Here is a 17,341-nt window from a genome sequence, read left to right as displayed (position 1 = left end):
CTTAATTGTAATAAATCGAGACTTCTCTATTTACTTTGCCCAAGCGTTGCAGCTTAACAATGTTAAAAAAGGGGCAGGATTTTCATCCCAGCCCCTGATGTGCATGCATTACGATTGAATATCGACAATGACACGCTTATTCGATTTTGTAGCAGCCGAGTTCACCACTGTACGCATCGCTTTAGCAATACGTCCTTGCTTACCGATAATTTTACCGACATCAGATGGATGAACCGAAAGCTCATAAATCGTACTGCGCTCGTCTTCTCTTTCGTGAACGCGCACATCTTCCGGATGATCCACTAAAGCCTTCGCAATGACAAGAATTAACTCCTTCATGACAAAGCCCTCCGCTTCTCAACAGCAATCAGCAGCTGCCGATTACTTTTGTTGTTTAAGCTCATGGAATTTTTTCATTACACCCGCTTTAGATAGCAAGTCGCGCACAGTGTCAGATGCTTGAGCACCTGTTTGTAGCCATTTCAATGCTTTCTCTTCGTTGATAGACACTTGAGCTGGTTGCGCAACAGGATTATAAGTACCGATTTCTTCGATAAAACGTCCATCACGTGGAGAACGAGAATCAGATACAACGACACGGTAGAATGGAGCTTTGTGAGCACCCATGCGTTTCAAACGAATACGTACTGCCATAATCATTCACCTCCTTCAAAATAATACGGTATTTAGATCGAAGTTTAATCGTAGAGCTTTCAGCTCGGAGATTAAACATCCTTCTAAGATTTTAGACTTTCAGCACCGAAAAGATCGCATGAAGCTAGTGACGCGAAGCGCGCAGCGTACGTTATTTGGTACGTGAGCACCGCGGGCTTCCGATGAATGTCATATTCGATGTCGAATACGCTGCAACGCAATACTTCGTGATCAAAGCTCGGAGATTAAACATCCTTAAAATGGGAACTTCATGTTTTTGCCCATAAGCCCCTTTAACCCCTTCTTCCCGCCCTTAAGACCTTTCATCCCTTTCGGTCCGTTTGGTCCCATCATCGAGCTGAACTGCTTCATCATTTTGCGCATATCGTCAAATTGCTTAATAAGGCGGTTTACTTCAACGACGGTAACTCCGCTCCCCGCAGCAACGCGTTTGCGCCGGCTATGATTCAACAAATCAGGGTTTTGCTTTTCTTCCTTGGTCATCGACTTGACGATTGCCTCAACGCGTGCAAGCTGACGCTCATCAACCTTCATATCCTTCATATTGCCTTTAAGCTTGCCCATACCAGGCAACATGTCCATAATTTGATCAAGTGGGCCAAGCTTGCGTACTTGCTCCATTTGCTCGAGAAAATCGTCGAACGTAAACTCTGCATTGCGCATTTTACGTTCCATCTCGGCCGCTTTTTCCGCATCAATGCCAGCCTGAGCTTTCTCGATAAGCGAAAGCATATCGCCCATGCCAAGAATACGTGAAGCCATACGCTCTGGATGAAACGGCTCAAGCGAATCAATTTTCTCGCCCATTGCTGCAAATTTAATCGGCTTGCCTGTCACCGCTTTAACCGACAGCGCCGCACCACCGCGCGTATCGCCGTCAAGCTTGGTCAATACAACCCCGGTCAGCTCAAGCTGCTCATGGAAGCTTTGCGCAACATTAACAGCATCCTGACCTGTCATTGCGTCAACAACGAGCAGAACCTCGTCCGGATTGACAATTGCGTGAATTTGCTTCAATTCATCCATTAACGCTTCATCGATATGTAATCGACCCGCTGTATCAAAAATAATATAGTCATGTCCGTTGTCTTTGGCGAATTGCAAGCCATTGCGTGCAATTTCAACCGGAGAAACCTGATCTCCCATTGCAAATACCGGCGCCTTGATTTGCTCGCCAAGCACTTGCAGCTGCTTGATCGCTGCCGGGCGGTAAATATCGCAGGCTACCAGCAACGGTTTATGGTTGCTTTTTTGCAGCAGTCGCGCCAATTTACCGGAGGACGTCGTTTTACCTGCCCCCTGCAAGCCCACCATCATAATGACCGTTGGCGGCTTGTTGGCTTTGGCAAGCTTTGCTTGCGTGCCTCCCATCAGCTCGGTTAATTCCTTATTGACTATATCAATAATAACCATACCAGGTGTAAAGCTCTTTGAAACCTCTAAGCCAATTGCTTGCTCTTTAACCTTGGCTATAAAGTCCTTCACGACCTTGAAGTTAACATCGGCTTCAAGCAAAGCCAAGCGAACTTCGCGCATCGCTTCAGTGACATCATTTTCCGTGACCTTTCCTTTGCCCTTCAGCTTGCTGAAAACACTTTGCAGCCTGCTGGTCAAGCTTTCAAATGCTGCCATCCTTTATCGCCTCCATTCCTGCCATTATATCGATTGAACGCAATTTCTCAACAATCTCCTGAAGCTCTTGACGCTGATTCGTTTCAAGCTTCAACGTATTCAAGCTAGCTTCAAGCTGCTCAGTCAAGGCAAGAGTCTGCTCATGTCGCGCAAGCAGCTCCAGCTTCGCTTCATACATTTCCAGCGCCTGCTGAGCTCGTTTTATATTATCATACACTGCTTGACGACTAATGCCAAATTCAGAGGCAATTTCGCCAAGAGAAAAATCATCTCGGTAATAAAAAGTAAGTATCGTTCGCTGCTTTTCCGTCAATAGCTCTTCATAAAAATCAAGCAGCATATTGATGCGAGTCGTCTTGGTCAGGGCATCTGGCTCCATTCGATCCATACTAATCCCTCCCAGCCAGCGTTATGCTGTCAAGGTTTGAGCCTTTACATAACAGCAACATTAATCATCATATACGATCTCAAACAGTGTGTCAAGTATTTCACCTTGTCACATGAGTTAAAATTTCAAGGTACAACAGTCCACTATGTCTTGTCCCAGCTTTTAAAAAGAATAGCCGCCCAATAGTTATTTATGGAGCGGCTTACTTATATATGGATTGTTAATTATTTTCCGCCTGCTCTTCCTTCTGAATGAGGCCGGCAAATAGCGCATGAACGAATTGCTCGGAATCAAACTCCTGCAAATCTCCCATTTTCTCACCTAGTCCAACCAGCTTCACCGGCAAATTCAGCTCATTGCGGATCGCGATGACGATGCCGCCTTTCGCTGTGCCATCTAGCTTGGTGAGCACGAGTCCTGTAACACCGCTTTTCTCGCCAAACAGCTTCGCTTGACTTAGCGCATTTTGACCAGTAGTCGCATCTAGCACAAGCAGCACCTCATGCGGCGCAGAAGGGAGCTCGCGTTGAATGACGCGGAAGATTTTGTTCAATTCCTCCATCAAATTGGTCTTGTTCTGCAAGCGGCCGGCAGTATCGCATATCAACACATCGACCTTGCGCTGCTTTGCCGCCTGCACAGCATCATAAATGACTGCGGCCGGATCAGAGCCGGAAGACTGCTTAATAACATCGACGCCAACACGTTCGCCCCACACTTCAAGCTGCTCAATTGCACCGGCACGGAAGGTATCGCCAGCAGCAAGCAGTACATTTTTCCCTTCGCTTTTCAGCTTATGAGCCAGCTTGCCAATCGTCGTCGTTTTCCCGACGCCATTAACGCCAACGAACAAATAAACCGTAATTTCACCTTCCGGCGCATAAGCAAGCTTAGGATTATCTTCACCCTTAAGCATCGCAACCAGCTTCTCCGATAAAACAGGCTGCAGCTCAGCTGCATCTTCAATTTTGCGCTTCTTCACCTCATCACGCAGCTCATCAATCAGCTGCATAACCGTCGTAACCCCGACATCCGCGCCAATTAAAATTTCCTCAAGCTCCTCATAAAACTCCTCGTCGATTTTTTTACGGCGAGTAATGAGCTCCTCCACCTTTTCCACAAGAGCAGTTCTCGTTTTGGCCAAGCCTTCCTTAAACACATTCGTGACCGCTTCCGTCTTGGCCGCAATACTTTCCTTCAGCTTTTTAAAAAAACTCATACGCACCCTCCGCATAAAAAATTGCTAACTTTTAAACACACTTTTCAGCGCTCCGGAACAATGCATCCTCCAGTCGCTTTTTAAATCGTAATGCCCTCTTATTGGAATTTTTAAGGTTGCATTACGATGTTAAAGGCGACCCTCTTCGTTTTTCGGATGCTTTGCTCCTCCGCTGGAGTCCTCTTTGCGGCCATGCCCAAGAAGCATGCTCGCTAGTAGAAAACGAGGAGCGCAGCGTAGAGCAGAGCTACGTGAGCACCGCAGTTTTCGCTAGCGTTCAAGATTCGCCGCCGAATCCACTCCAACGCCCAGCATCGTCATCAAAGTCCAACTTTTTAAACCACCTATTCCAATGAGAGTTTAAAAATTGTGCTTTCAGGACCAAGAAGCTTGGACGCTAGTAGAAAACGAGGAGCGCAGCGTAGGCACTTGCTACGTGAGCACCGCAGTTTTCGCTAGCGTTCAAGATTCGCCGCCGACTACGCTACAACGCAATACATCGTCATCAAAGTCCAATTTTTAAACTACCTCTTCTTCTTCTTCGAGTCTTACTGATACCAGCTTTGACACCCCGCCCTCCTCCATCGTCACCCCGTACAGCACGTCTGCTTCCTCCATCGTCCCTTTACGGTGAGTAACAACGATAAACTGCGTAAGCGTAGAAAACTCGCGCAAATATTGCGCAAAGCGCGTTACATTCGCTTCATCCAGCGCGGCCTCTACCTCATCAAGCACGCAGAACGGCACCGGTTTAACCTGCAGAATCGCGAATAGCAGCGCGATTGCGGTCAAGGCTCGCTCACCACCAGAAAGCAGCTGCAGGTTTTGCAGCTTTTTGCCTGGCGGCTGCGCTACGATGTCTATGCCGGTTTCCAATATATTAGATGGCTCTACAAGAATAAGATCCGCTCGACCACCACCAAACAGCTTGCCGAATACGACGATAAAATGCTTGCGAATTTCTTCGAATGTCGTTTTAAAGCGCTTGGACATTTCCTCGTCCATCTCTCTAATGACTTCGTATAAAGTTGCCTTCGCTTCCATCAAATCGTTTTTCTGCTCAGTAAGGAAATCATAGCGTTCCTTTACTCGCTCATATTCCTCAATCGCGCCAAGATTAATTTCCCCAAGCGAGCTGATTTTGCGCTTCAGCTCACGCACATCAAGCTGGATCGCATTAATATCGTCCGCAGGCGGATATTGCTGCTTAGCCAGCTCAAAGCTGTAGCCATATTCCTCCGACAGCTTTTTAATCGTATGATCAAGCTCAACATCTTGACGGTTGAGTACAATTTCTGTTTGCCGCAGCTGCTCTTCAATGTTGCGCAGCGCGATTCTTTGCTCTTTAGTCTCGCTTTCGCCCTGTTCAAGGCCGCTAAGCTTTTCAACCCGCTTCAACCGGTACGCATCCGTACGATCGCTGCAAGCCTGCTTGCTTTCCCGCAGCTGCGCGAGACGAGTCGCCTGATCCGCAGCTTCCTGCGCAAGGCTCGCAGCTTGCTCCTGCAGCTGCTGTTCCTGCTGCTGCTGAGTTTTCAGCTCCTGCTTGGCACGATTGATGTCATCGCGCAGGCGGGCCGCTTGATCCTCATAATTGCTATATTCCTGGTCAAGCTTGGCTGCATTGATTTTCAAATCAGTCAGCTGTGTTTGCAGCTCTTCCTTTTCGCTTTCATTCGATTTGCGCCGCTGCTCCGCCAGCTTAATTGCTTCCTGCAAGGCTGCTTCTTTCTCGGCATGCTCCGCCAATTGAACCTCAGCATCGGCAATGCGTTTAGCTGCGGCCTGCTGCTCGGCAGCTTGAGCTTGCTTATCCGAGCTGGACAATGCCTGCTGCTCGTTGAGAAACTTCATTTCCTGCTGCAGCTGCTGCAGCTCGCCCTTCAGGCTCTGCTCCTCAATCCGCTTTTGCTCCAGCTTTTCCCGAGCCTGCTCGGCGTTTTGCGTGCGGATCGACACTTCCTTGCGCAAATCAGCCAGCTTCAAGCGCTCCTGCTCGATTTGCTGCCTGGAAGCAGCAATTACTTCGTCAAGCTGTTCAATTTGCCGATGGCGTCCCAGCAGGTTAGCTCCTTTTTTCTGCTGACTTCCGCCTGTCATTGAGCCGCCAGCGTTAACGATATCGCCTTCCAGCGTTACAACCCGGTAACGGTACTGGCAGCGGGCAGCAATCCGGTTGGCCTGCTCCAAATTTTCCGCCAATAGCACGTTGCCAAGCAAATTAAAAACGATTTCTTTATATTTGTCCTCAGTCTGCACCAGCTCGGCAGCAATTCCGACAAAGCCGTCAAGCTCGGACACAATGCGCTTGTCCATCTCGTTCAAACGGCGTCCGCGAATAACATCAAGCGGCAAAAAAGTCGCTCGACCAAGCTGACGCTGCTTTAAATAGCTAATTGCTGCACGGGAAGTGCGTTCATTCTCCATCACAATATGCTGCAGCGCTCCGCCAAGCGCTGTTTCAACGGCCAGCTCAATGCGCTGCGGCACTACAATCAGCTCAGCTACAGCGCCATGAACACCCTCAATGCCTGCTTGTGGACGGCGCGCTGCCTTCAAAATTTCTTTAACGCCCAGCATAAAGCCATCCATTGCATCCTGCATTTCCTTAAGCGTATCGCGTCTCGATAAATCGCTGTCCAGCTTTTGCTCATAACGGCGCAGCTGATTGGTCGTCTGCTCAATCACTCCATTAAGCTTGCGCGCTTCGTCAGCCTCCTGCAGCATTCTGGTGCGCAGCTTGTCATGCTCTTTGACCAGCTCGTTTAATTGCAGCTCAAGCCCATGCTTTTTCGCTTCAAGCGCCCGCTGCTGCTGCGTCCATTTCGCTTCTTCCTCATCAATTCGCTCCATGCGCCGCTGCAGCGCTTCCTGCTGCTGCTGCGTATAGCGAATCTCATTGCGCAGCTGGGCTGCCGAGCTTAATACGGTTAACAGCTCGCCTTTCAAGCGCTCTTCCTCATCCTGGGTGCTTCCAGTTGCAACGCCTTGCATGCGCTGCTCCTCAGCAGCTAATGTCAAGCGCAAGCTTTTTAAACGCTCTTCCAGCTCAGCCGCTTTGCTGCGTATCGCGACCTCTTCCTTGGACAAGCTCATGATCCGCTCATCAGTGGCCGCTATCGTCTGCTTTACAGCAAGCGAGGTTTCCTCATTATGGCGAATTCTTTCCTTGATGACCTCGCTATAGCCCTCGCATTTTTCAACCTCTTCACTTATTTGCAGCATCGATTGATGCAAGGAATCAAGCTCTTTTTCGATTTCGCGAAGCTGCAATCGATCGCTTTCCAGCAAAGCATCATGCTTGCTCACGACAGAAGACAGCTTCAGCTGCTCCTGATTCAGCGACTCAAGCTTGGCAGTCGATTCCGACCACGCTTTATGTAACGTTTCAATCTGGTGCACATAAAGGGATATTTCCTTCGATTTCAGCAGCTCTTTAAGCTCCTTGTAATGCAGCGCAACCTCGGATTGCTTGCGCAGCGGCTCAACCTGATCCTCAAGCTCTGTTACAAGGTCATGGATGCGCAGCAAATTTTGCTCGGTATCATCCAGCTTTCGTCTAGCTTCCTTTTTGCGAGATTTATATTTTACAATGCCGGACGCTTCTTCAAATATGCCGCGGCGGTCCTCTGAGCGCGTACTTAATATTTCCTCGATGCGGCCCTGACCGATAATCGAATACGCTTCTTTCCCGATCCCCGTATCCATAAACAGCTCAGTAATATCCTTTAGCCGGCACGACTGCTTGTTAATCATATATTCACTATCGCCACTTCGATGCACGCGACGTGTAACCGTAACTTCGTTGTACTCCAGTGGCAGGGAGCCGTCGGAATTATCCAGCGTCAGCGACACTTCGCCGTAGTTGACTGCACGACGCGCGTCACTTCCCGCAAAAATGACATCCTCCATTTTGCCACCACGCAGGCTTTTCGCACTTTGCTCGCCAAGAACCCAGCGAATGCCATCAGAAATATTGCTTTTGCCTGAGCCGTTCGGTCCAACAACAGCGGTAATGCCGTTGACAAATTCCAGCTCAGTTTTATCTGCAAAAGATTTGAAGCCTGCTAATTCAATTCTTTTTAAATACATAGTTTGGCTTTCACCTCACAAAACATTGTACCATAGATTGCCCAAGCTCGGCATGACTTCCTATTATCACACATACAAAAAGCATCTCTTTGGACAACTTGTCCACTGAAATGCTTTTTGTATGTTCGAGAGTAGGTCGCTAATCCTAATAAACTATATGTTTCTCAGCTCATGTCCTGCAAGCTTTCCCCAAGCTTCTGCAGCCGCACGCTGCTCAGCTTCTTTCTTCGAACGACCAATCCCAACACCATAACAGGTTTGATCCAGAACGACCTCGATCACAAACTCACGGTCATGGGCAGGGCCTCTTTCCTCGATTATGCGATATTCAATTGCGCCAAGTCCCGCATGCTGGGCTCGCTCCTGCAGCTTTGATTTGGCATCCTTCATTAGCAAGCCATAATTGTTGGAATCGATAAACGGGAACATATGCTGCTCCAGAAACTGACGAGTTTTTTCAACGCCTGCATCCAAATAAAGCGCGCCAACAAAGGATTCGAACAAATCTGCCAATAGTGCCTGACGATGCCGTCCGCCAAGCTGCTCTTCTCCGCGGCCGAGCAGTACATATTGACCAAACTCCAAGCGTTCTGCAAAATGAGCTAACGATGGCTCACATACAACAGAGGCGCGCATCCGCGTCAGCTCGCCTTCCGGACGCTTCGGATACGTTTTATACAAGTACTCCGATACGAGAAGCTGCAATACAGCATCTCCTAAAAATTCAAGACGCTCATTATCCTGTACAGAGCCGCGTTTATGCTCATTCACATAGGAAGTATGCGTAAACGCCTGGCGTAGAAGCTTTATCCTTGTAAAATTGAGCTGCAGCTTTTGCTGCAGCTCATCAAATGCCTCATGCTTCATATTTTCTCATCATGATGGACGCGTTGTGCCCACCAAAGCCAAATGAATTGGACAGAGCAACCTTGACATCTGCTTGACGCGCTTTATTTGGTACGTAATCAAGATCAAGCTCAGGATCTTGATTGTCAAGGTTAATCGTTGGAGCGATAACTCCATTTTTCAAGGTAAGCGCAAGGATTACAGCTTCTACACCACCAGCAGCACCTAACAGGTGGCCGGTCATTGATTTGGTCGAGCTAACCGCAAGCTTATAGGCATGCTCGCCGAATGTTTTCTTAATGGCAGTCGTTTCCGAAGCATCTCCCACAGGAGTAGATGTTCCGTGAGCATTAATATAATCAATCGCTGTCGGCTCCAGCCCGGAGTCCTTCAAGGCGCTGACCATGCAGCGAGCCGCTCCGTCAGGATCAGGATCCGTCATATGATGCGCATCGCCACTCATGCCGTAGCCGATTACTTCTGCATAAATTTTCGCACCGCGAGCTTTCGCATGCTCAAGCTCTTCCAAAATAAGCACGCCTGAGCCTTCGCCCATCACAAAGCCATCGCGAGCGATGTCAAACGGCCGACTTGCTTTTTCCGGCTCCTCGTTGTTGGTAGACATAGCACGCATCGAGCAGAAGCCAGCCATGCCAGTAGGACGAATTGTTGCTTCTGCGCCGCCGGCGATCATGACCTCAGCATCACCGCGCTGAATAATTTTGAAGGAATCACCAATCGAATGCGTTCCTGTCGCACAAGCGGTCACTGCAGTTGTGTTCGGCCCCTTTGCACCAGCAATCATGGACACTTGGCCGGAGGCCATATTGGCGATCATCATCGGAATAAAAAACGGACTGACGCGCTTCGGACCTTTCTCCAGCAAAATGCGATGCTGATCCTCCCATGTGCCAAGGCCGCCAATGCCTGAGCCTACCATTACGCCCGTGCGCTCAGCGGGTACATTTTCACCAATTTTCAAGCCGGAATCTTCAATTGCTTTCAGGCTTGCCGCTACAGCAAATTGAACGAAGCGATCCATGCGGCGCGATTCTTTTTTATCTATTCCATACGCTACAGGGTCAAAATCTTTTACTTCAGCAGCAATGCGCGTTGGAAATTCAGATACATCAAAGGCTTCAATTAGCGAAACACCGGATTTCCCTTCCAACAGATTGCCCCAAAATTGCTCAAGCTCCGAGCCAAGCGAAGTTAAAACGCCCATTCCCGTAACTACTACTCTGCGCTTCATACTGTTCACCCCTACTATGTTTCTTGTTTTATATCTATATCCAAAAGAATTGCTCGCCAATTCTTAACTCATCTTCATCATCGGCAGCATAGCTGCAATCTTGGCCTAAGCCAATGCAAGGAAAATAAGGAGTGAGTCCCGTTAGCTAGGCAACGGGACTCGACCATCTTTAGGTATGAGATTGTATGTAATTTACAACTTCTCCTACCGTAGAGATCTTTTCTGCATCTTCATCAGAAATTTCAAGGTTGAACTCGTCTTCAAGTTCCATGATAAGCTCAACAACATCAAGTGAGTCAGCGTTTAAATCTTCTTTGAAAGAAGCTTCAAGCGTCACCTTTTCTGCATCTACACCTAGGCGGTCAACAATAATACTTGTAACGCGTTCTAGTACATCGGACATCCGATTCACCTCCTCTACGTATTATACGAAAACGATAAAAAAATAGCTATCTTTCCTCTGCAACTTCTATCAAAAGTTTAACGATGAAAGTCCATTTACATGTACATGCCGCCATCGACATGAATCGTTTGGCCCGTCATATAGGCAGCAGCATCAGAAGCAAGGAAACGCACCGCATTGGCAATATCGGACGCTTCTCCAAGCTTGGCGAGCGGAATTTGTCCCGATAGCGAATCCTTAAGCTCGTCAGGAAGCTTGTCGGTCATTTCCGTCTGAATAAAGCCTGGCGCCACACAATTCACTGTAATATTGCGCGAAGCCAGCTCGCGCGCACTAGCCTTGGTCAAGCCAATCACACCAGCCTTGGCAGCTACGTAATTAGCTTGGCCCGGGTTCCCCAGCACACCTACCACTGAGGAAATATTGATGATTTTACCAGAGCGCTGCTTCATCATAGGACGAGTAACTGCCTTAATTCCGTTAAACACGCCCTTCAAATTCGTTTCGATGACCTGGTCAAATTCCTCTTCCTTCATGCGCATAATCAGATTATCTCGCGTGATGCCGGCATTGTTGACCAAAATATCAATCGCCCCAAGCTGTTCAACGACCTGCTTCACCATATCCTCAAACTCGGCTGCCTTGCCTACATTTGCTTTTATGATGATCGCCTCGCGCCCTAAAGCACGAATCGCATCAGCCGTTTCTGCGGCTGCCTGCTCACTGCCAGAGTAGTTTACCGCCACATCCGCTCCCGCTTCCGCCAATGCAATAGCAATCGCACGGCCAATGCCGCGGGAAGCACCAGTAACAAGCGCCTTTTTGCCTTCCAGGCTTGCGAACATATGCTTTACCTCCCCATTTTTTATATTCATAACGCTATACTAGACTTGAGTAGCTTCAGATAATGATTGCAAAGCGTCCAGCTTATTGATCGTAATCGTCGTCACCTGTTTGTCGATCTTTTTGATCAAGCCTGTCAGCACAGAGCCTGAACCAATTTCGACAAACGTATCGACTCCAAGCTCAATCAGCTTTTTGACGCTATCCTCCCAAAGAACCGGAGCGCATACTTGGCGCTCAAGCAGCTCTTTTATTTCGCTGGCGGAGGTTACTGGCTCAGCTGTTACATTGGCGATAACCGGAATTGCAGCATCCTGCATCGCAATATGCTGCAGCTCGCCGCCAAGTGCTGATGCAGCATTTCCCATTAAAGAGGAGTGGAATGGACCGCTCACCTCTAACGGTATAACGCGCTTGGCACCAATCTCCTTGCCGCGTGCCACGACCTCATTGACGCCAGCCACCGAGCCAGAAACGACAATTTGTCCCGGACAATTTACGTTAGCCAGCTCTACCACTGAGCCTTGACCACTAATTTCATCGCAAAGCTGCTGCAGCGCCTCTCGCTCCGCACCGAGCACAGCGGCCATTGAGCCTTGTCCATTCGGCACTGCCTGCTCCATAAACTGGCCACGCGCACGCACGGTGCGAACCGCATCCTCAAAGCTCAACACGTTAGCAGCAACAAGCGCGCTATATTCACCCAGGCTGTGACCAGCTACATAATCGGCCTTAATTCCAGCTTTTTCAACCAGCTTCAGAAATGCAACGCTTGCCGTTAATAGTGCCGGCTGTGTATTGACCGTTTGCTTAAGCGCATCGTCAGGTCCTTCAAACATAATCTCTGTCAGCGAAAAGCCGAGCGCTTCATTCGCCTGCTCAAAAATTGCGCGTGCATCGCTGTCATGCTTATAAATATCTTTGCCCATGCCTACAGCCTGAGCGCCTTGTCCAGGAAATACAAATGCAATTTTACCCACTGAATATGTCCTCCAAACGTTATAGCATATATTGTTGTCGAGCTTGCAAGCCTTCTACCACTTTAACACTGTCGAGCCCCAGGTTAGCCCGCCGCCAAAGCCGACAAGACAAAGTGCGTCGCCTTCCTTAACTCTTCCTTGCTCAACTGCCTCTGCCAATGCTACCGGGATGGAAGCTGCCGACATATTGCCGTACTGGTCAATATTAATGAGCGCTTTATCCTCAGTCAGCTCCAGACGGTTCAGTGCCGATTGAATGATGCGAATATTGGCTTGATGCGGAACGAGCAGATCAATATCCTTTTTGCTCAAGCCAGCCTTTTCAATTGCTTCCTCTGCAGCGCTGCCCATAATCCGCACTGCAAATTTAAATACTTCGTTGCCGGCCATATAGATCGAATGCTCGCGATTCGTTACCGTTTCAACCGTTGCCGGTTTGCGCGAGCCGCCGCCTGCAACCTTCAACAGCTCGCCGCCTTTTCCATCTGCGCCAAGCACAAAGGATTGGAAGCCGCGGCCAGCAGGCACCTCGCCGATTACGACAGCGCCAGCGCCGTCGCCAAACAATATGCATGTATTGCGATCTGTATAATCTGTAATGCGGGACAGCGTCTCAGCGCCGATTACGAGCGCATTTTTATACAGTCCGCTTTGAATAAGTCCATTCGCCGTTGCCAAGCTGTATATAAAGCCTGAGCATGCAGCGGACAGGTCAAAAGCAGGGCAGGTTGCTCCCAGCTTCTCCTGAACGATGCAGGCTGTCGAAGGGAACAGCATATCTGGCGTGATCGTCGCGACAATAATAAGCTCGATATCCTCTACTGTTAAGCCTGCATTGACAATCGCCTGCTGCGCTGCCTTATAGGCCAGATCAGAGGTTGCCTCCTCACTTGCCGCCAGCCTTCTTTCCTTAATTCCGGTTCGCGTTACAATCCACTCGTCGTTCGTGTCTACCATTTGCTCAAGCTGCTGATTTGTTAATACTCGCTCTGGTACATATTTGCCAGTACCTAAAATACCTACGGGAATGGCATTCATACGTTTGATCACTCCTTGTTGATTTCTGCTGTAATCGACTCAATTAATTTGCCTGATACGGCAGTCTTCGCTTGCTTCACTGCCGCCTGCACAGCACGTGCATCTGATGAACCATGTATTTTCAAAACGAGCCCATTGATTCCAAGCAATGGTGCTCCGCCAAATTCATTTGGATCAAGTGTCTTCTTCAAGCCCTTCAAATGAGGCAGCATAATGGCCGCTGCCAGCTTCGTCAAAATATTCAGCTTGAATGCCTTCTTAACTTCATTGAAGATGACAGATGCCGCGCCTTCATATGATTTAAGCATAATATTTCCCGAAAATCCATCGCAGACGAGCACGTCGCAAGGACGCTCCAGCACATGCTTGGACTCGACGTTGCCAATAAAGTTCAAGCCGCTTCCTTTCAGCAGCTCATATGCTGCCTTGGTTGCCTCGTTGCCCTTCATCTCCTCTGTGCCGACATTAAGCAGGGCTATTCTTGGCGCCTTCATGCCCTGCACCCGCTCGCGATAAATGCTGCCCATTACTGCATATTGCAGAAGCTGCTCAGGCGTTGCATCCATATTAGCGCCCAAGTCAAGTGCCAGCATGCCTGTCCCATCTAGCGATGGCAGCAGCGGCGCAAGCGCAGGCCGCTCAATGCCCGGAATCCGTCCGACAATGAGCAGACCTGTCGTCATCAGAGCGCCGGTGTTGCCCGCCGACAGCATCGCATCAGCCTGCTTGTCTTTAACAAGACGGCCAGCGACAACCATTGATGAATCCTTCTTGCGGCGAACCGCACGGACAGGCTCATCCTCCGACTCAATCACTTCAGCGGCATGCACAATCGAAACATTGCCTGGCAAAGCCTCCGCCAAATTGGCTTTGATCTGTTCTTCATGTCCGACGAGTAAAATTTGAATATCTCCATGCTCTTTGGCAGCAGCAATTGCTCCTGCTACGATTTCCTTCGGTGCGTAGTCTCCACCCATTGCATCAATTGCGATTCTCACGTTATTCTCCTCCCTGGGCGCTTGTAGCGTCAGAACGGTAGATGACGAAATTGCCCTGGAAGACAAGCTCATCTCCTACATATGTATTCAATTCTACTCGAGATTTATTCCGCTCTTCATCGTTGCTGCGAACATAAGCTTTCGCTATACATTTCTCTCCAAGCTGAACCGGTCTTATAAATCGGATGTCCGCACTGGCTGTTAACGCGATCGGACAATCAATGACAGCTACCGCCAAGGAATTAGCTTGCGCGAACAAGTGATGACCGCGTGCAATTCCAGTACGAGTAAAGACATGCTCCTCGCGAATTTCAAACAATGAAATGCCGCTATGATCAAGCTGCAAGTCAACGATTTCACCGATCACCTCATCCAGCTGCAAGGAGCGCACTGAATCGTAGGATCGTTCAGCCATTTCCTTCATCCGCTCGCGCAGCTCGGGAATGCCAAGCTCCATGCGGTCGAGCCTGATCGTCTGTATGCTCACCTTTAATGCTCGAGTCAGCTCGCGATCAGTAACGAATGGGTTGTCCTTAATATATTGGATCAGCAGCTGATGCCGCTCACGCTTAGTTAATTTCGCCATGTCGGCATCACTCTCCTGTTCAAGTCTAGAACCATTTTAAACTGATAGTTAGTATCTAAGATTAATACCTGGTACTAATTCAGTATAGTTGATATTGTCTGCTATCGCAATCTTTTATTATCGGATAAAAATAAAATAGCATCTTATCAGCTAGATAAGATGCTATACATGCGACATTATTGAGAAATAATCTCTTTAGTTTTGTAATATCCACAAACTTTGCATACGTGGTGACCTAGTTTAAGCTCTCCACATTGCTCACATTTCACCATGCCTGGAACTGCTAGCTTGAAATGCGTACGACGTTTGTCGCGGCGAGTCTTGGATGTTCTACGTTGAGGTACTGCCATGTTTCCCACCTCCTTCACATATTCAAGAAATAAAATTCCTTGAGAAACCTTGTTAAACATTCCTATTTGCTAAAAAAATCTTTCAGCGCTTCTAGGCGCGGATCAATCTTTTCATTACTGCACTGACAGGTTTGCTCATTGAGATTCGAGCCGCATTGCTGACAAAGACCTTTGCAATCTGCCTTGCAAAGCGGAGCAAAAGGCATAAATAATTGCACATACTCCTCCACGAAAGGTTTCAGATCCAAATGATCATCGGCAATCTCGATCAAATCATCTTCTTCTTCGTCTTCAGCCTCTTCTTCACGCACGGAATCAACAGGCTTGAATTGCTCAGCGAATGGAATGCTTGAGTGTACTTTAGTAGGCTCAAGACAACGAGAGCAGGCTAGTTCCATATCAACGTCAAGCGTACCCTCTACAGCTACGATTCCACCTTCAGGCTGTACCTTTAGCTGTATATGTACAGGAGTAGTGGAAATTACATCTTGACGACGTCGAAATAGCTCCGATACATCCAGTTGCTCATTCACGATCACTGTTTGACCTTTTGACAACAATTGTTGCAAACGAAATTGCATAGTATCACCCCAAACAGACAAAGTTTATTATATCCATCCTGCTCATGTTTTGTCAAGAATAATCACGAACGTTTTACAGCTGCAGCTCAGCTTTGTCCAGTCTGGCAGTGATATGCTATAGTGTTGACTAGAACCATGCAGAAAGGACGATAGATAATGAAAGCTGTCGGTCTTATTGTTGAATATAATCCTTTTCATAACGGGCATTTACATCATTTGCAGCAGTCGAAAGTGATAACCGGACGTGAAGCTGTTGTCGCCGTTATGAGCGGGCATTTTTTGCAGCGCGGCGAGCCTGCTCTGCTTGATAAATGGACAAGAACAGAAATGGCTCTGGCTGGAGGCTGCGATCTTGTGCTTGAGCTTCCGACCGCCTATGCCACCTCGTCAGCCGAATGGTTTGCGTACGGGGCTGCAGCAACTTTGCAGGCGACTGGCGTTGTCGATGCGATATGCTTCGGCACCGAAAGCGGCATGCTGGAGCCGCTGCAAGCCGCTGCCAAGCTTGTTGCCGGACAGCCGGATGAGCTGCGGCTGGAGCTTGGCAAGCAGCTGCAGCACGGCGACAGCTATCCTCGCGCCTTTAGCCGAGCTCTTGCCAATTTGCTGCAGCAAGATCCATTATGGCAGCAAAACCCGATTGCACTGGATCAGCCCAACCACACGCTTGGGCTGCACTATTTAATTGCGCTGGAACGCTTGAACAGCATGATCGTCCCGTACACCATTCCACGCCGCCAGGCACAATATCACGATGCTGCACCATCCCATCCTTCTATCGCAAGCGCAACCGCGATTCGCAAAATGCTGCAGACCGATCATCAGCTGGAGCATATTGCGTCTTATGTGCCTGACTCAACCTACTCGATTTTGCAGCGCTGCTTGTTACATGAGCAGCGTCAAGCGATGGATTGGGAGCAATTTGCCAAGCTGCTTTACTACCAGCTAGGCATGCAGCCGCCGGCGCAGCTCGCGCAATATCGTGAAATCGAGGAAGGGCTGGAGCATCGGCTCATCACTTGCGCAAATAATGTGGAGCATTACTCCATCAATGAACTGCTGGAAGCTGTAAAAACGAAGCGCTATACGAGAACAAAGCTGCAGCGGGCGTTGCTCGCCATTATGCTGCAGCATCGCAAGCAGGACTTTACAAGAGAAAAGCTCGCCAATGGAGTGGCCTACTTGCGTGTGCTTGGCTTTTCCGCGAAAGGACAACAGCTGCTGAAAGCGATGAAAAAGCGGGCAACGCTGCCGATCATCCATACGCCGGCGCAATATCAAGGCCATTCCGCTTACTTGCAGCTCGATATAGCAGCTACCAGCTGCTATATGTCGGCCCTAGCGCCAGCTGAGCCCAAGCTCCGGCTAGCAGATTTTCATAGAGCTCCGATTCGCGTATAATCGCTAAAGCACGCTTGTGCTGAGCAGCTTGTTGTTAGCGCCGTAGCTTTCTTGTCA

Annotated in this window: 17 protein-coding genes; 1 reads left to right on the top strand and 16 read right to left on the bottom strand. The window is 48.8% G+C overall.

Annotated elements, in window-relative coordinates; translation table 11 throughout:
* Window positions 1-108: 108 nt before the first annotated feature.
* The 16 genes from KJS52_RS00810 to KJS52_RS00735 form a co-directional block, all read right to left on the bottom strand.
* Window positions 109-339, bottom strand: coding sequence for a KH domain-containing protein (locus tag KJS52_RS00810; RefSeq protein WP_213512741.1), 231 nt, complete (start codon window positions 337-339; stop codon window positions 109-111).
* 42 nt (window positions 340-381) lie between these two features.
* Window positions 382-654 carry a 30S ribosomal protein S16 gene (rpsP, locus tag KJS52_RS00805; protein ID WP_213512740.1) on the bottom strand — a complete coding sequence of 91 codons (273 nt, stop codon included), beginning with the start codon at window positions 652-654 and terminating at the stop codon, window positions 382-384.
* Between the two features lie 255 nt (window positions 655-909).
* Complete coding sequence (ffh, locus tag KJS52_RS00800; protein WP_213512739.1) at window positions 910-2,307, bottom strand: signal recognition particle protein; 1,398 nt, start codon at window positions 2,305-2,307, stop codon at window positions 910-912.
* Window positions 2,294-2,695 carry a YlxM family DNA-binding protein gene (ylxM, locus tag KJS52_RS00795; protein ID WP_246563015.1) on the bottom strand — a complete coding sequence of 134 codons (402 nt, stop codon included), beginning with the start codon at window positions 2,693-2,695 and terminating at the stop codon, window positions 2,294-2,296. Before ylxM ends, ffh begins: the two co-directional genes overlap by 14 nt.
* A gap of 220 nt (window positions 2,696-2,915) precedes the next feature.
* Window positions 2,916-3,914 carry a signal recognition particle-docking protein FtsY gene (ftsY, locus tag KJS52_RS00790; RefSeq protein ID WP_213512738.1) on the bottom strand — a complete coding sequence of 333 codons (999 nt, stop codon included), beginning with the start codon at window positions 3,912-3,914 and terminating at the stop codon, window positions 2,916-2,918.
* A gap of 519 nt (window positions 3,915-4,433) precedes the next feature.
* Window positions 4,434-8,006: a chromosome segregation protein SMC gene (gene smc, locus KJS52_RS00785; protein ID WP_213512737.1), complete on the bottom strand. Its 3,573-nt coding sequence runs from the start codon at window positions 8,004-8,006 to the stop codon at window positions 4,434-4,436.
* 153 nt (window positions 8,007-8,159) lie between these two features.
* Window positions 8,160-8,873, bottom strand: a complete 714-nt coding sequence (gene rnc / locus KJS52_RS00780) for a ribonuclease III (RefSeq protein ID WP_213512736.1) — start codon at window positions 8,871-8,873, stop codon at window positions 8,160-8,162.
* Entirely contained in the window at window positions 8,863-10,104 is a 1,242-nt protein-coding gene (fabF, locus tag KJS52_RS00775; protein WP_213512735.1) for a beta-ketoacyl-ACP synthase II, read from the bottom strand. Before fabF ends, rnc begins: the two co-directional genes overlap by 11 nt.
* Before the next feature lie 169 nt (window positions 10,105-10,273).
* Window positions 10,274-10,507: an acyl carrier protein gene (acpP, locus tag KJS52_RS00770; protein ID WP_213512734.1), complete on the bottom strand. Its 234-nt coding sequence runs from the start codon at window positions 10,505-10,507 to the stop codon at window positions 10,274-10,276.
* A 95-nt stretch (window positions 10,508-10,602) separates the two neighbouring features.
* Window positions 10,603-11,352, bottom strand: coding sequence for a 3-oxoacyl-[acyl-carrier-protein] reductase (gene fabG, locus KJS52_RS00765; RefSeq protein ID WP_213513751.1), 750 nt, complete (start codon window positions 11,350-11,352; stop codon window positions 10,603-10,605).
* Window positions 11,353-11,391: 39 nt separating this feature from the next.
* Window positions 11,392-12,330 carry an ACP S-malonyltransferase gene (fabD, locus tag KJS52_RS00760; protein WP_213512733.1) on the bottom strand — a complete coding sequence of 313 codons (939 nt, stop codon included), beginning with the start codon at window positions 12,328-12,330 and terminating at the stop codon, window positions 11,392-11,394.
* Between the two features lie 54 nt (window positions 12,331-12,384).
* Window positions 12,385-13,368 carry a beta-ketoacyl-ACP synthase III gene (locus tag KJS52_RS00755; protein WP_281425529.1) on the bottom strand — a complete coding sequence of 328 codons (984 nt, stop codon included), beginning with the start codon at window positions 13,366-13,368 and terminating at the stop codon, window positions 12,385-12,387.
* Between the two features lie 8 nt (window positions 13,369-13,376).
* Window positions 13,377-14,366, bottom strand: coding sequence for a phosphate acyltransferase PlsX (gene plsX, locus KJS52_RS00750; RefSeq protein ID WP_213512732.1), 990 nt, complete (start codon window positions 14,364-14,366; stop codon window positions 13,377-13,379).
* Between the two features lies 1 nt (window position 14,367).
* Window positions 14,368-14,952, bottom strand: coding sequence for a transcription factor FapR (gene fapR, locus KJS52_RS00745; RefSeq protein ID WP_213512731.1), 585 nt, complete (start codon window positions 14,950-14,952; stop codon window positions 14,368-14,370).
* A 176-nt stretch (window positions 14,953-15,128) separates the two neighbouring features.
* A complete protein-coding gene (gene rpmF, locus KJS52_RS00740) occupies window positions 15,129-15,302 on the bottom strand; it encodes a 50S ribosomal protein L32 (RefSeq protein ID WP_015845071.1) in 174 nt (57 codons plus the stop codon).
* 62 nt (window positions 15,303-15,364) lie between these two features.
* Window positions 15,365-15,904: a YceD family protein gene (locus tag KJS52_RS00735; protein ID WP_246563013.1), complete on the bottom strand. Its 540-nt coding sequence runs from the start codon at window positions 15,902-15,904 to the stop codon at window positions 15,365-15,367.
* 135 nt (window positions 15,905-16,039) lie between these two features.
* On the opposite strand from KJS52_RS00735, the gene KJS52_RS00730 reads away from it, so the two are divergent.
* Window positions 16,040-17,284, top strand: coding sequence for a nucleotidyltransferase (locus tag KJS52_RS00730; protein ID WP_213512730.1), 1,245 nt, complete (start codon window positions 16,040-16,042; stop codon window positions 17,282-17,284).
* Window positions 17,285-17,341: the final 57 nt, after the last annotated feature.

Source organism: Paenibacillus montaniterrae (genome assembly GCF_018403185.1).
Taxonomy (GTDB): Bacteria; Bacillota; Bacilli; order Paenibacillales; family Paenibacillaceae; genus Pristimantibacillus; species Pristimantibacillus montaniterrae.
This window is presented reverse-complemented; position numbering and strand designations above follow the sequence as displayed.